The organism is Streptomyces sp. NPDC030296, assembly GCF_055572815.1.
Map to the genome: position 1 here is coordinate 209,619 of NZ_JBVICQ010000009.1, position 13,650 is coordinate 223,268.

Sequence of the window (13,650 nt, forward strand, 5' to 3'; positions counted from 1 at the left end):
CGCGTGGAACGGCGGACAGCCGTCTCCCCCCGACCTCGCTCGCCACTCCCGCCTGCTCGCTCACCCGCTCCGGAGGATCCGGAAGCGCTCGGGCTCCGCCGGATCCCGATCGACGACCTGCACCGGCGACCAGGCCCACTGCCAGACACCGACGCCCGGTGTTCGGGAGAACCGGATCTCCCCCCGGGTCCCCTCGACCACGACACGCGGCCAGGACGTGGCGATCCGCGTCCGGTCCGTGCCCTGGGAGCGCAGCACTTCGGCGAGGACGGTGATCGTGTCGTAGCCCTCGAAGGCGACGAACGAGGGAGCCTCGCCCAGCCGCTCGCGCAGGGCCGCCTCGACACGTGTGCCGAGGGTACCGAGACGCTCGGGCAGATAGCGCAGGAACGGGACGCCCGCACCGTCGCCGCCCAGCAGAGCCGCCCACGAGGGGAGCTCCGGTTGCCCGGCCGGGGCACCGACCAGGACCTCGGCGAGTCGCTGGTCGTGGCGGACGGCCCTGACGATCGACACCGCCGGCTCCGGGTGGCCGGTGAGCAGCAGCAGGGCCGTCGCTCGCCGGCGGAGGAGTTCCTCGCACACGGCCGTGGGGCCGAGCGGGCCCATGTCGAGTTCGGCGACGGAGCCGCCGTGCGGAGCGAGGTGGTCGCGCAGGATGCGGGTCCCGGCCGCCCAGTAGACGCTCGACTGGGCCGCCACGGCGACCCGCCGGTGGCCCGCTTCGAGCAGGTGGTCGGCGTAGATCCGCCAGCCGTGGGACTGGGCCGGGCACAGGCGTGCCACCCGCTCCGTCGGCCGGTCGGTGAGCGCGTCGAGGACCGCCGACGAGCACAGGAACGGCAGACCGAGGGCGTCGGCCCGCGCGGCGGCGGAGCGGGCGACGACACTGTGGTACTCCCCGGCCAGGGCGGCCACACCCAGCCGGGCCAACTCGTCCACGGCGGCCGCCGCCCTCCGCGGATCGGCCGCGGTGTCCCGGACCAGCAGTACCAGGGGTCTTCCGGCCATGCCACCGCCGTGGTTGACCTCGTCGGCCGCGAGTTCGAGGCCGGCCAGCAGGTGCCGACCCGCCTCCACCCAGCCGGGCTGGCTCAGCGGGACGAGTACACCGATCCGGACGGCCGACGGGTCCCTCTCACTCCGCCCCGGCGAACGCATGTGCGTGATCATGACGCACATTGCATCCACGACCGCCGCCGAGGGGCAAGCGACAAGTCCTCCGGGTGGCCATCCGGCCCCGGCCACCCGAGAGCACGGGTACGGGGCAACGGGACCAGTGGCCGCTGTTGAAGTCAACACGAGTCAAGCCCCGCCTGGCTGCCTGTCTGCCTGTGACGCGGCGGTGGTTGAGCACGACAACTACTCAAGGGGCTGACATGACGAAGGCCCGCGGTGCGCCGGTGTGCGGGGCGTGCCGCGGGCCTTCGTTTCCCCTCAGCGAGTGCCGACCGCCGCCCGTACGGCCTTGCGGGCCAGCTGGCAGTCGTCGTGCAGCCGCCTGAGCAGCAGCCGCTGTTCCTCGCCGGACGGCGCAGCAGCCGGGTGGGCCGGGCCCGGTGCCGCCGGGGTCGCGTCGTGCATCGAACGCTGCACGGCCGTCTCGTAGGTACGGATCTCACGGGTCAGTACGAGCATCAGGTTCACCAGGAACGCGTCCCGCGAGGCAGGGCCGGCGGACTGAGCCAGCTGACTGATCTGACGCCGCGCCACGGGGGCGTCCCCGAGCACCGCCCACAGTGTCGCCAGGTCGTAGCCCGGCAGGTACCACCCCGCGTGTTCCCAGTCCACCAGCACTGGACCGGCCGGTGAGAGCAGGATGTTCGACAGCAGGGCGTCGCCGTGGCAGAACTGGCCCATGCCCTGACGGCCCGACGCGTGCGCGATGCCGTGCAGGAGCTTCTGCAGATCGCCCATGTCCCGGTCGGTGAGCAGACCCAGCTCATGGAATCGGGAGATCCGCTCCGCGTAGTCCAGCGGGGCGTCGAACGTGCCCGCCGGTGGCCGCCACGCGTTCAGCCGGCAGATCGCGCCGAGCGCCGCCCGGATGTCGGCGCGCGGCGGCGCCTCCACCGGATGCCGCTGCAGCGCGGCCACCCGGCCCGGCATCCGCTCGACGACCAGGGTGCAGTTGTCCGGGTCCGCCGCGATCAGCCTCGGCACCCGCACCGGGGGGCGGTGCCGGACGAACGAGCGGTATGCGGCTATTTCGTGCCGGAGCCGCTCCTCCCAGATGGAGGAGTGGTCCAGTAAACACTTGGCGACGGCCGTGCTGCGCCCTGTCGTACCGACGAGCAGCACCGAGCGGCCGCTGCGGCGCAGCACCTGGACCGGAGCGAACTCCGGACAGATGCGATGCACCGAGGCGATCGCCGTGCGCAGCTGCGCGCCCTGAGGGCCGGACAAGTCGAGTCTCCCGCTGAGCGGTTGGGGGCCGAGCCCCGGAACGCGCCGGGCCCGGCCGGCAACGAGTCCGGGGGCCGCGGAACGGGTGGGGTCGAGATAGGGGCCGCCACCGCCCGGCTGGCGGGGTGCGAGCGGCCGGGGGGGAGCGGACACGGAGGACGATGCTGCGTACATGGGCGGATACAGATCCCTTCGTGTGCCTGCGATGTCACGCGCCACCCGCCCCGGCCGACCGGGGGACACCCTGGGGAGTGCCTGTCGGGCGACCGGGCCGGGGTGGCGCTTTCCTACCTGACACCGGATGGCCCGTGGCACACCATCTAGCGCACCCTGGCGAAGCCTGGCGAATAGTCCCCCAGCAACTGACAGCGGGCTACATTCAACTCAGCCGAGAACCTGGGGGCTTGACGTGAGCGGACAACCCAACACCCGACTCGCAGACCTGTTCGGCCTGGCCGGCTGGTCGAAGGGCGAGCTCGCGAGGCTGGTCAACCGGCAGGCGGCGGCCATGGGCCATCCGCAGCTGGCGACCGACACCTCACGGGTGCGGCGGTGGATCGACATGGGAGAGATCCCGCGCGATCCCGTGCCGCGGGTGCTGGCGGCGCTGTTCACCGAGCGTCTCGGCCGTGTCGTGACCATCGAGGACCTCGGTCTGGTCCGGCACGGGCGTACGGGGAAACGGCAGGGCGGCGGGAATGCGGAGCATCCCGACGGTGTGCCGTGGGCGCCCGAACGGACTGCCGCGGTCCTCACCGAATTCACGGGAATGGACCTCATGCTCAACCGACGCGGCTTGGTGGGTGCGGGCGTCGCGCTCACCGCGGGATCAGCACTCAGCAGCGCCATGCACGACTGGCTGCACACCGACCCGACGCTCAAGGCCGACGCTCCCGACCTCGACAACCCCCTGCACGCCGACCCCGCTGGGTTCGACCGCTATGAGGCCGCCCCCATCGGATCGCAGGAGATCGAGGAACTGGAGCGCTCCGTCGAGGTGTTCCGGGCCTGGGACGCGGCCCGTGGCGGCGGGCTGCAACGCAAGGCTGTCGTGGGACAGCTCAACGAGGTGGGAGGCATGCTCTCCTACCGCCACCCCGAACACCTCCAGCGGCGCCTGTGGGGCGTCGCCGCCAACCTCGCCGTCCTCGCGGGCTGGATGTCGCACGACGTCGGCCTCGAACCCACCGCCCAGAAGTACTTCATCATCGCCGCCCACGCCGCCCGGGAGGGCGGTGACCGGCCCCGCGCCGGCGAGGCACTGTCCCGGGCGGCCCGGCAACTGGTGCACCTCGGCAAGCCCGACGAGGCGCTCGACCTCATGAAACTCGCCCAGTCCGGCTCCGGCGAGCGGGTCCTGCCCCGCACCAAGGCCATGTTCCACACCATCGAGGCGTGGGCGCAGGCGTCCATGGGCAAGGGCCAGGCCATGCGCCGCACCCTGGGGCAGGCGGAGGACCTCTTCGTCTCCGACAAGGGCGACACACCGCCGCCGAGTTGGATGCAGACCTTCAAGGACGAGGATCTGTACGGCATGCAGGCCCTGGCCTACCGCACCCTCGCCGAGTTCGAGCCCGGCGCGGCCGCGCACGCCCAGCACTACGCGGAGAAGGCCCTGGCCCTGCGCAACGACGGCCGGGAACGGTCGAAGATCTTCGACCATCTCTCCATGGCGTCGGCCTGCTTCATCGGGGACGACCCCGAGCAGGCGAACCGGTACGCACGACTGGCCCTGATGTCGATGGGGTCGAACTCGTCGGGACGCACCTGGGACCGGCTGCGTCAGATGTACCGGCTCACCGGTCAGTACTCCAGCTATCCGAAGATCCAGGACCTTCGGGAGGAGATCAAGCTCGCCCTGCCGAAACCGCAGTCGAGGAACAGGGGCGACATCGCACCGGCGTGATCGCCGGCCGGCGGTGCCCCACGGCATCAGGAGGTCATCACTTCTCCTCGTCGGACGACGATCCTGAGGTCAGGCCAGGACACTGAGGTCAGGCCAGGACACTGAGGTCAGGCCAGGACCCTGGCGACGAGCACGCAGGCGTCGTCCTCGCGCTCGCCCTCGCCGAACTCCTCCACCACCGCCCGTACACCGTCCCGGGCCGTCCGCGCCTCGGCGAACCGCGGGGCCAGGTCCAGCAGCCGCTGGACGGTTGTCGTGCCCCCGGGCACCAGTCCATCGGTGTGCAGGAGCAGGAGATCACCCGGTCGGAGCGTCACCTCGGCCTGCCCGTAGACGGCGCCCGAGGTCGCTCCGAGCAGGACGCCGTCCGGCGTCGGCAGCACGCGCCCCGTCCCGTCGCGGAACAGCAGCGGGGCGGGGTGCCCCGCCTGCGCCCACACCAGGGTGCGGGTCGCCGGCCGGTAGCGGCAGCACACGGCGCTGCCGAGGGCCGGTTGCCCGGTGGCGTCGAGTAACTGGTTGAGGCAGGCCATCAGCTGCCCCGGTTCGGTGCCGGCCATGGCCATCCCGCGGACCGCGCCGATCAGCGTCGCCATGCCCGAGGTGACGGTCACTCCGTGGCCGGTGAGGTCGCCCACGCTCAACACGCTTTCGCCGCGTGGCAGTTCGAGGGCGTCGTACCAGTCCCCGCCGATCAGCGCGGTCGTCGAGCAGGGCAGATAGCGGGCCGCCACGTCCAGGGTCTCGGGGCCCCGGTGCGGGAGCCGCAGGGCGCCACGCCACGGCGGCAGCACGGCCTCCTGGAGCTCGACCGCGATCCGGTGCTCGGCCCGCGCGATGTGCCGTCGACGTTCGAGCGAGTCACGGGTCTCGCTCACCGCACGCTGGCTGCGCCGCAGTTCGCTGACGTCCCGCAACACCGCCCACATGGAGGCGGTGTTGCCGTCGTCGTCGAGCACGGGCTCGCCCATCATGTGCACGGTGCGCACCGCCCCGTCGGGGAGCGCGATCCGGAACTCGCCGTCGATGCACCGGGCGTCGATCAGACAGTCCGTCACCATCGCCGTCAGCCGGGGCCGGTCCTCCTCCAGCACCAGCGACGGCAGCTCGTCGAGCGTGAGCGCGGGAGCGGCCGGATCGCGCCCGAGGATCTCGTACAGCTCTCCGGACCAGCTCGCCTCGTCCGTGAGGAGGTTCCACTCGGCGCTGCCGACCCGGCTGAGCAGCGACTCGCGCGGGCGCGCCGCGACGGGTACGGCGGGAGCGTCGGTCTCCGCGTCGGCCGCCGGGACGTCGGGGCCGTCCCGCAGCTGGGCCAAGTGCTCGTCCAGATCGTCCAGTTGATGGAGCGCCAGGTCGTACAGAGCGCGCTGCCACCGGCCCTCGGCGTCCGTCCCCTCGGCGGAGGCGCCACGCCGTACGGCGTCCATGTCGCCGCGCAGCCGGCGCGTCTGCGAGATGAGCGCGTCGACCGTGCCGCGTCGGGGCGGCTGGGCGGCGGGGCGATCCGCAGAGAGATGGGACGGCATCACGTACTCCGAGGGGGGACGGTACGACCAACGCTGACGGATGGGCCGGTTACGACTGTTGCACAGCCCGCGACGCGCTGTAAGGGATTTGGCAAGACACGATACGGTGGTGCTTCCGGCATATGCCTCTGTCCTTGCGGACCGGGTCCGCCCCGGCATCCCGCTACGTGCCCCGAGGGGGCAAGTCGTAGGCGCCATACGCGACTTGATGGATTGTCGGGTCTCCTCCGAGCCGCTTTCAAGCCCGTGTTCGAGCGTCGTTTGTGCGAGCCGCTTTGATCCTGGGCAGCGGTGTCGGTACATCCGAGGGGAACCGGCGTCCGCCGGGCGAACGAGGGACTCGGGTACGGGGGAAACGGGTGACTTGGGTCACAGCGGTGAATCCAGGAAGGCGTGGCGCGCGAATGCCCTTCGCGAGGCCGATGAGGCATGTCGGCGCAGGGCCGACCCGGATCCGAAACGGAGAGCGCGCATGACCGTCACACTGGAGCAGCCCGCACGAGTCCTCCTGGTCACGGCCGAGGACCGCGAGCTGCCGGTGCCCACCACGTTGCGCTACACCTCCGACGACCCGCTGGCCGTGCATCTCGACTTCCCCGCGGACATCTCGCTCAGCGGTTCCATGGTGACCTGGACGTTCGCACGCGAGCTGCTCGACGAGGGGCTGCGGGGGCCCGCCGGAACCGGGGACGTGCACATCTGGCCCTGCGGGCGCACCCGTACCGTCGTGGAGCTGCACTCGCCGCACGGCATGGCCCTGCTCCGGTTCGACACCGCAGCCCTCCGGCGCTTCCTGGTGCGTACCTTCGCCGTCGTCGGCTCCGGCAGCGAGCCGGTCGGGCGGGCCGTCGACCGGGGTCTGACGGCCCTCTTCGACGGTGTCTGACCGGCGCGTGCCCGCTGGCGCCGGACGGCGGGTTCAGTAGCGCAGGACGCCCGCGATGCCGTGCGCGTCGCCGAGCGTGCCGTCGGGCACGAACCGCACCTCGGCCCCGGTGTCGAGGCACCGTTCGACGATCTCGTCCACGATGTCGTCGCGGGCGTCCAGCTCGCCGCTCTCCGCCGGGACGAGGTGGACCCCGCCGTCGGCGCGGACGGTCGCCCGGTAGTTCTCCTCGACGGCCAGGAGCTGGACGCGTCCCTGCTCCGCGTTCTGCCGGACCTCGTCGACGCCGGCCGCGAACGTCTTGCTGCCGCGGGCCGCCTCCAGCCGCCGGGCCACCGTGTCGACGTTCCTGCGGTTCTCGGCCTCGATCATCGGGCCGATCGCCTGCCACACCGCCTCCGGGGTGCCGTGCGCCAGACCGCCGTGCGGAATGTGGGTGGCGTCCTTGGTGACCGTGCCGATCTCCTCCAGGAGGGACAGCGCCGCCGTCTCGCCCGTCACGTACAGGGGCCGCGGATGCGTCCGCAGCACCCGGCTCATCGCGGTGTCGGCGTCCCGCAGGAAGTGCCGGGTGTCCTCGTCCCGGAAGGCGCTCGGCATGTCGCCGATCCGCTGCTGCCGCTCCGCGTCGAAGTTGTCGCGGTCCCGGGTGAGCGGGAACCCGCCGGTGCGCGCGGGCACGACCCGGTCGCCGCCGCCGTTCCACAGCGCGACCCGGTCGGAGGAGACCGACAGCACCCAGAAGCTGCGCTCGGCGGCCTGGGCGGCCACCAGGTTCCGGGTCAGGAAGGTGTCCGCGAGCACCACGCGCTCCGGCACCGGCCGGGCCAGTGACCACACCTGGTGCTCGCCCGGCGCGGCGAAGATCGCCAGACCGTCCTCGGCGTGCGTCAGATCCACCTCGGCCAGCGCGCGGTCCAACTGCTCGACGACGTCGTTGCGCCGCTCACGGGTGACCGCGGGATCGCGGTCCAGCCGCTTCTTCGCCTCGGCGAGCGCATTGCGGAGCCGGACCGGATCCTGGGCGTTCTCCGGTTCCCGCCGATGCGTCGGCGTCAGCACCGACACGGCGGGGTACGGCCGCGGACGGCGCAGGTCGGTGAGGGTCGCGGGGCTGAGGGCATGCTCCATGAATTCACGATAGGACTGATTCGCGTGTCGGGCATTTGGGGTATGCGGGTCACCCGTCGGGGCAGTCCGGACCGGACCGGGCCGCGCGTGAGGGGGGCGGGTCGGCGGCGAGCACGGGTCGGGCCCGCCGCCGCGCACCGGTGAGGGTGCGCGCCCGACGGGCCCGACTCGGTCGTTCAGCGGCGGCGGGTGCCCGCCGCGCTCGTCAGCCGACTTCCTTCTTCAGCGACTTGTCCGCGGCGGCCTGGGACGCCTTCCACCAGGTCGTCACCGGCTCCCAGACCTTCACCTTCTTGGTGGCGCCCAGCTGCTTCAGCGTGAACAGGCGCCCGCTGACCGGGTTGGCCGACACGCCGATCGAGTCGACGCGGCGCGCCTCGGGGTCCTTGAGGTCGGCGATCGTACGGACCGTCGCGTACGCCGTCTTCCCGGCGCCCAGCTTGTACGGCCCGCTCTCGCCCGACGGCACCGGCTGGGCCGACCCGTCCAGGTCGCCGAACGTGACCACGGGCAGGCGGTCGATCGTGCACGTACGGGTGCCGGTGTTCTTGACGGTGATGTGCACGATCCTCGTGTCCTTCGCCTGCTTGGCGCCGATCTTGAGGGCCTTCGCCTTGCAGACGGGAACCTTGACGGCCGGCTGGGCGGCCAGACCCTGCGGCGCGGCCGCGAGGAGCAGCGCGGCGCCGGCGGTCGCCACGGTCGAGACGGTGAGGACGGAACGGATACGCATCGGTGTATTCCCCCAGGTTCGGTCACATACGAGTGCGGGTCGCGTGAAATGCGACGCACACCCAGTGTGACGGGCGAGATGCGGGCAGGGTTGTAGCCGATCCGCCCGTGTTACACGCCTGATGCTCAATCGTCGGCTCCGCATGAACTTCCGTCGTCGGGCAGCGAGCCGTACAGCAGGAACTCGTCGACCGTCTCGCGCACGCACTTCGACGACGCGTACCCGGTGTGCCCCTTCCCCTTGTTGTCGAGGACGACCGCCGAGGAGCCGAGGCGCTTCGCCGTCTCCACGGTCCAGCGGTACGGCGTCGCCGGGTCGCCCCGGGTGCCCACCAGCAGCATCCTCGGGGTGTCCACGTCCCGTACCTCCTCGCGGATGAAGTCGGTGCCCTTGGGGCGGCCGTAGCACATCAGCACCTGCGTGAGGCGGTACTTGCCGAACACCGGGGAGGCGTCCTCGTACGCGGCGCGCAGGTCCGCGATCTCCTCCGTGATCCGGCCGGCGCTGGGCCGGTCGGGGTCGTCGGCGCAGTTGATCGCCATCAGCGCGGCGGGGACGTTGTCGAGCGGCACGTCCTCCTCGTCGACGAGTCCGCCGCTCGGACTCGGGGTGGCGGACCGGGGAGGTCTGCTCATGCCGCCGCCCGCGAGCGCCATGACGCCCCGGGTGTCGCCGTCGTGGACGAGCATGTTGAGGGCCTGCGTCAGAGCGGGCCACATCTGTTCGCTGTAGAGGGCCTGGCTGATGGCGCCCACCAGGTCCTGTCCGGAGAACCCCGGCCCGAAGTCCGTCGGCACGGGGGACTCGTCCAGCGACTCGACGAGGTCGACGACCTGTTCCCGTGCCGAGCGGGCGTCCTGCCCGAACGGGCAGGTCAGTTGCTCGGCGCACGCGTCGAGATAGTCCTCCAGCGCGGTCTGCTGACCCTGGGCACCGACGAGGCCCTGTTCCGACAGCGGCTCGGTGAGGGTGTCGACGCCGTCGAGCACCATGCGGCCCACCTTCTTCGGGAACTGCGCCGCGTACACCGCGCCGAGCCGGGTGCCGTAGGAGAAGCCGAGGTAGTTGAGCTTCTTGTCGCCGAGGGCGGCGCGCATCACGTCCAGGTCGCGGGAGGCGTTGATCGTGCCGATGTGCGGCAGCACCGGACCGGAGTGCCTGCCGCAGGCCGCGGCGGCCTTCTCCAACTGCTTGAGCGCGACCTCGGGGTCGTTCGCGTCGTTGCCGTCGTCCGTCGCCTCCACGGCCTCGTCGGTGCCCTCGCCGCAGCTCACGGGGGAGGAGCGGCCGACGCCGCGCGGATCGAAGGAGACGACGTCGTACCCCTTGGTCAGGGCCATGAAGTCCGCGCCGCCGTAGGCCAGTTCGGGGACGCCGGGGCCGCCGGGGCCGCCGAAGTTCAGCAGCAGGCTGCCCCGTGCGTCGCCCGTCGCCCGGTAACGGGCCAACGCCAGGTCGAGCGTCCCCTTCCCGGGCCGCGCGTAGTCGAGGGGCACGGTGACCTTGCCGCAGCGCAGATCCTTGGGCATCTCCACGCCCGTGCATCTGCGCCACTTGATCTTCTGGTCGTAGAAGCGGGACAGATCGGGCTGCTTGTCGTCCTGCTCGCCGGCGCCCGCCGTCGCGGCCGGCAGCCCGGCGCCCAGCAGGGCCAGCACCATGACCGCGGCTCCGCTGAACGGACGCCGTCTGCGCGTGGACCGCATGCGTGCCTCCAGGGGCACCCGGCCAGGGGCGACCGGGGACGACCCCCGGATCACGATAGGCGGGCCCCCGCGCCCCCGCCTCCCGGCGGGCGACCCGCCCGGCCCTGCCGTAGGCTGCGCCGCGGCACCGGCCGGCACCGGTCGAACGCCTCTCACCCGTCCGTGTGAATCCGGCCGCCGAGAAGCCCGACGGCCGAGCGATCTCGTCCGTATCCCGCGTCGCGGCGGCCACCGGATTCGACCAGGATGCTGCGGGCGTGCGGCCGACCACCGCGCGCGACCTCATCGAACGGAGCGCACAGATGACCACTTCGGGGGCTCAGGACCTCGTCGTCAGCCGGGCCACGCTCGACGACTGGGCGGTGGTCGCCGCATGGGCGGGGGAGGAGGGCTGGAACCCGGGGCTCGCGGACGCCCCCTGCTTCTTCGCCCAGGACCCGGACGGCTTCTTCATCGGCAGGATCGACGGGGAGCCGGTCTCGTCCGTCTCCGTCGTCACCTACGACGCCGACTACGCCTTCCTCGGCTTCTACCTCGTCCGCCCCGACCAGCGTGGCCGCGGCTACGGCCTCACCACCTGGAAGACCGCCCTCGCCCATGCCGGGGGCCGCACCGTCGGGCTCGACGGGGTCGTCGCGCAGCAGCACAACTACCGGCAATCCGGTTTCGAGTTCGCCTACCGCACCTTCCGCTACACGGGCACGGCCCCTTGGGCGGAGGTGCCCGCCGACGTCCGGCCCGTCGCGGACCCGCGGACCCTCGCCGCGTACGACAGCGCCTGCTGCGCCGCCGACCGCCCCCGATTCCTGGAGCGGTGGCTGACCACCGAGGGGCACCGGGCCTTGGCCCGGATCGTCGACGGACGGCTCACCGGCTACGGAGTCATCCGTCCCGGCCGGGACGCGCTGCGCGTCGGCCCGCTGTTCGCGGACACCGCCGCGGACGCCAGGGCGCTGCTCGCGGGCCTGGCCGCCGAGGCCGCGGGCCGGGTGTTCGCCGTCGACATTCCCGAGGAGAACACGGCGGCGGTCGCCTTGGCCGAGGAGTACGGGCTGACGCCGTCCTTCGAGACGGCCCGCATGTACACGGGCCCGATCCGGCCGTACGCCCGCGACCGTGTCTTCGGGGTCACGACTCTGGAGCTCGGCTAGGACCGGCCGAGGCGGTCGCCCGTTCCGCGGGCGGTTCCGGGGCCGCGTCCGCCCCCGAGTGATCGGCGGTCGCCGCCGCCCCGGACCGTTCCGTCGCGGGCGACCTCTTGAACGCCCACTCCATGCGCGGCTCGACGACGCAGCGCAGGACGGCGCGTACGGGGGACGTGCACAGCAGGGTGATGCCGGCGACCGCGACGGCCGTGACCGCGAGCTGCCCGAGCGGGGTGTGCAGCCACTCGGCGGCGTACCAGTCCCGGAAGCGGGCCCACTTGATCACGAAACCGTGCAGCAGGTAGCCGTACATCGTGCCGGCGCCCAGCGCCGTGAACCACAGGTGCCGACGCGGCACCCAGGCCAGGAAGCAGGCCGTCAGCAGCACCGCCAGACCGAACAGCGCGGGCGTGGTGAGCAGCCCCGCCCAGCGGGAGGCGCCCTGCCCGGTGACGCTGCCCCGGTGGTAGAACCAGCCCGCGTCGAACCACGGGGCCACCCCGTACGCCGCCACGAGCGCCCCCACGCCCACGACGAGCGCCCCGAGGCGCACCCGGCGTGTGCGGAGCCGCTCGAAGTGCTCGGGGCGCAGGGTCAGCCCCAGCACGAAGAACGGCAGGAACCCCAGGACACGCTGGATGGAGATGTCCCCGCCGAGGTCCGGCGAGACCGCCGCGAGCGTCGCGAGACCGAGCGCGACCGGCACCGGGTGCCGCAGCGCCATCCACACCGGGGTGGTCACTCGCCATACGAACAGCGCGACCAGGAACCACATCACGTACCAGGGGTCCAGCAGGCTCAGCGGATACCCCGGGTCGTCCTGCGCCCACCGGTAGAACAGCGTGTAGGCCGTCTCGAACACCACGTACGGCAGCACCACCCCGGTCAGCAGCCGCCTCAGCCGGCCGGGCGCCATGTCGAAGCTCCGCGAGAAGTACCCGGAGATCAGGGCGAAGGCCGGCATGTGGAAGGCGTAGACCGTCAGATACGCGGCGGTCGCGGCCCGGCTGCCGTACGTCAGCGGCTCCCAGGCGTGCCCGCATGCCACCAGGACGATGGTGAGGTACTTCGCGTTGTCGAAGTACGGGTCACGCGACCCGCGTCCCACCGGGGGCCCGACCCGGTCGGACGGGGCCGCCGGGGCGGGACGTGAGTGCTGCGCCACGTCTTCAGGCATCGAAAGAAGTTCTCCGGTCAACGACGACGGACCCGGACCGCCTGCCCCGTTCCGGCCGTCTCAGTCGCCCTCGGGCACGCCCGACACGCCAAGCCACCCGTCGCCACGGCCCGTTCCTCGGGACCGTTCGAATGCACCGCGCGGGGTGCACCCTACGTCGTGTGTCCGAATCACAGCCCTTTCCGGGGGCGACACCCGTTGCCAGGGCGAACGAGTGATGATGGAGTGACCGTATGGATCACGCTGCTGTGCTGGCACTGTTCGACCGGGACATGCGCGAGGGCGCCCGCCCCGACAGCCCCGGAGCCCGGATCGAGCGCGTGGGCGGGGTGGTGCGTCAGGTCGGCTCCGAGAACGGCTGGAGCGGAGTCGTCTGGTCCGGTCTGGACGAGTCGGGCGCCGACGCGGCCATCGCCGAGCAGATTCGCTACTTCACCGGCCTCGGCCGTGACTTCGAGTGGAAGCTGTACGGACACGACCTGCCCGTGGACCTGGGGCGAAGACTCCGCGCGGCCGGATTCACCGCCGCTCCGGAAGAGACGCTGATGGTCGCCGAGGTCGCCGACCTCACCCTCGACGTCGATCCGCCCGAGGGCGTCCGCATCCTGCCCGTCACCGACGCCGAGGGCGTGGCGATGGTGGCCGACGTCCACGAGAAGGCGTTCGGCACGCACAGCTCCCGCATGCGGAACCAGCTTCTCGCGCAGCTCGGCGGGGACGCCGACACGGTCGTGGCGGTCGTGGCCCTCGCCGGTGACGAACCGGTGAGCGCCGCCCGCATGGAGCTGCTCCCGGGCACCCGTTTCGCCGGCCTGTGGGGCGGCGGCACGGTGGAGGGCTGGCGTGGGCGGGGCGTCTACCGGGCCCTCGTCGCCCATCGCGCCCGGGTCGCCGCCGACCGCGGCTACCGCTACGTCCAGGTCGACGCCCTCGCCCGTAGCCGCCCGATCCTGGCCCGCCTCGGCTTCGAGCCGCTCACGACTACGACACCGTACGAGTACGCCGTGAAGGGGGCCGGGGCGGTGTGACGC

The 13,650-nt window shown here is 72.2% G+C and carries 11 protein-coding genes; 4 read left to right on the top strand and 7 right to left on the bottom strand.

What is annotated here, in order from left to right:
• Positions 1 to 60: 60 nt before the first annotated feature.
• Both ACZ4Z3_RS26130 and ACZ4Z3_RS26135 read right to left on the bottom strand, forming a co-directional pair.
• A complete protein-coding gene (locus ACZ4Z3_RS26130; RefSeq protein WP_468503281.1) occupies positions 61 to 1,173 on the bottom strand; it encodes an ABC transporter substrate-binding protein in 1,113 nt (370 codons plus the stop codon).
• A gap of 264 nt (positions 1,174 to 1,437) precedes the next feature.
• A complete protein-coding gene (locus tag ACZ4Z3_RS26135; RefSeq protein ID WP_468503282.1) occupies positions 1,438 to 2,580 on the bottom strand; it encodes an aminoglycoside phosphotransferase family protein in 1,143 nt (380 codons plus the stop codon).
• A 235-nt stretch (positions 2,581 to 2,815) separates the two neighbouring features.
• On the opposite strand from ACZ4Z3_RS26135, the gene ACZ4Z3_RS26140 reads away from it, so the two are divergent.
• Positions 2,816 to 4,312: a DNA-binding protein NsdB gene (locus tag ACZ4Z3_RS26140; protein WP_468503283.1), complete on the top strand. Its 1,497-nt coding sequence runs from the start codon at positions 2,816 to 2,818 to the stop codon at positions 4,310 to 4,312.
• 107 nt (positions 4,313 to 4,419) lie between these two features.
• Here ACZ4Z3_RS26140 and ACZ4Z3_RS26145 read toward each other — a convergent pair whose 3' ends face one another.
• Positions 4,420 to 5,841: a PP2C family protein-serine/threonine phosphatase gene (locus tag ACZ4Z3_RS26145; protein ID WP_468503284.1), complete on the bottom strand. Its 1,422-nt coding sequence runs from the start codon at positions 5,839 to 5,841 to the stop codon at positions 4,420 to 4,422.
• Positions 5,842 to 6,313: 472 nt separating this feature from the next.
• Between ACZ4Z3_RS26145 and ACZ4Z3_RS26150 the strand changes: the two genes are divergently transcribed.
• Entirely contained in the window at positions 6,314 to 6,727 is a 414-nt protein-coding gene (locus tag ACZ4Z3_RS26150) for an SsgA family sporulation/cell division regulator (RefSeq protein WP_055711411.1), read from the top strand.
• 33 nt (positions 6,728 to 6,760) lie between these two features.
• On the opposite strand, the gene ACZ4Z3_RS26155 is transcribed toward ACZ4Z3_RS26150, so the two are convergent.
• The 3 genes from ACZ4Z3_RS26155 to ACZ4Z3_RS26165 form a co-directional block, all read right to left on the bottom strand.
• Complete coding sequence (locus ACZ4Z3_RS26155) at positions 6,761 to 7,858, bottom strand: baeRF3 domain-containing protein (RefSeq protein WP_468503285.1); 1,098 nt, start codon at positions 7,856 to 7,858, stop codon at positions 6,761 to 6,763.
• 205 nt (positions 7,859 to 8,063) lie between these two features.
• The gene (locus tag ACZ4Z3_RS26160) at positions 8,064 to 8,591 is read right to left on the bottom strand and encodes a DUF4232 domain-containing protein (protein WP_468503286.1); all 528 of its coding nucleotides are present in this window, start codon (positions 8,589 to 8,591) and stop codon (positions 8,064 to 8,066) included.
• A 125-nt stretch (positions 8,592 to 8,716) separates the two neighbouring features.
• Positions 8,717 to 10,297, bottom strand: coding sequence for an alpha/beta hydrolase (locus ACZ4Z3_RS26165; protein ID WP_468503287.1), 1,581 nt, complete (start codon positions 10,295 to 10,297; stop codon positions 8,717 to 8,719).
• A 302-nt stretch (positions 10,298 to 10,599) separates the two neighbouring features.
• Between ACZ4Z3_RS26165 and ACZ4Z3_RS26170 the strand changes: the two genes are divergently transcribed.
• Complete coding sequence (locus ACZ4Z3_RS26170; protein WP_468503288.1) at positions 10,600 to 11,448, top strand: GNAT family N-acetyltransferase; 849 nt, start codon at positions 10,600 to 10,602, stop codon at positions 11,446 to 11,448.
• On the opposite strand, the gene ACZ4Z3_RS26175 is transcribed toward ACZ4Z3_RS26170, so the two are convergent.
• The gene (locus ACZ4Z3_RS26175) at positions 11,426 to 12,619 is read right to left on the bottom strand and encodes an acyltransferase family protein (protein ID WP_468503289.1); all 1,194 of its coding nucleotides are present in this window, start codon (positions 12,617 to 12,619) and stop codon (positions 11,426 to 11,428) included. The genes ACZ4Z3_RS26170 and ACZ4Z3_RS26175 overlap by 23 nt on opposite strands.
• Before the next feature lie 233 nt (positions 12,620 to 12,852).
• Between ACZ4Z3_RS26175 and ACZ4Z3_RS26180 the strand changes: the two genes are divergently transcribed.
• Positions 12,853 to 13,647 (top strand): GNAT family N-acetyltransferase, encoded by a 795-nt coding sequence (locus ACZ4Z3_RS26180; RefSeq protein ID WP_468503290.1) that lies wholly within the window; start codon positions 12,853 to 12,855, stop codon positions 13,645 to 13,647.
• Positions 13,648 to 13,650: the final 3 nt, after the last annotated feature.

What these genes read in the sequence shown, in the direction of transcription:
- ACZ4Z3_RS26130 (WP_468503281.1), bottom strand. Translation starts at nt 1,173, where the DNA reads ATGATCACGCACATGCGTTCGCCGGGGCGGAGTGAGAGGGACCCGTCG.
- ACZ4Z3_RS26135 (WP_468503282.1), bottom strand. Translation starts at nt 2,580, where the DNA reads ATGTACGCAGCATCGTCCTCCGTGTCCGCTCCCCCCCGGCCGCTCGCA.
- ACZ4Z3_RS26145 (WP_468503284.1), bottom strand. Translation starts at nt 5,841, where the DNA reads ATGCCGTCCCATCTCTCTGCGGATCGCCCCGCCGCCCAGCCGCCCCGA.
- ACZ4Z3_RS26150 (WP_055711411.1), top strand. Translation starts at nt 6,314, where the DNA reads ATGACCGTCACACTGGAGCAGCCCGCACGAGTCCTCCTGGTCACGGCC.
- ACZ4Z3_RS26155 (WP_468503285.1), bottom strand. Translation starts at nt 7,858, where the DNA reads ATGGAGCATGCCCTCAGCCCCGCGACCCTCACCGACCTGCGCCGTCCG.
- ACZ4Z3_RS26160 (WP_468503286.1), bottom strand. Translation starts at nt 8,591, where the DNA reads ATGCGTATCCGTTCCGTCCTCACCGTCTCGACCGTGGCGACCGCCGGC.
- ACZ4Z3_RS26165 (WP_468503287.1), bottom strand. Translation starts at nt 10,297, where the DNA reads ATGCGGTCCACGCGCAGACGGCGTCCGTTCAGCGGAGCCGCGGTCATG.
- ACZ4Z3_RS26170 (WP_468503288.1), top strand. Translation starts at nt 10,600, where the DNA reads ATGACCACTTCGGGGGCTCAGGACCTCGTCGTCAGCCGGGCCACGCTC.
- ACZ4Z3_RS26175 (WP_468503289.1), bottom strand. Translation starts at nt 12,619, where the DNA reads ATGCCTGAAGACGTGGCGCAGCACTCACGTCCCGCCCCGGCGGCCCCG.
- ACZ4Z3_RS26180 (WP_468503290.1), top strand. Translation starts at nt 12,853, where the DNA reads ATGGATCACGCTGCTGTGCTGGCACTGTTCGACCGGGACATGCGCGAG.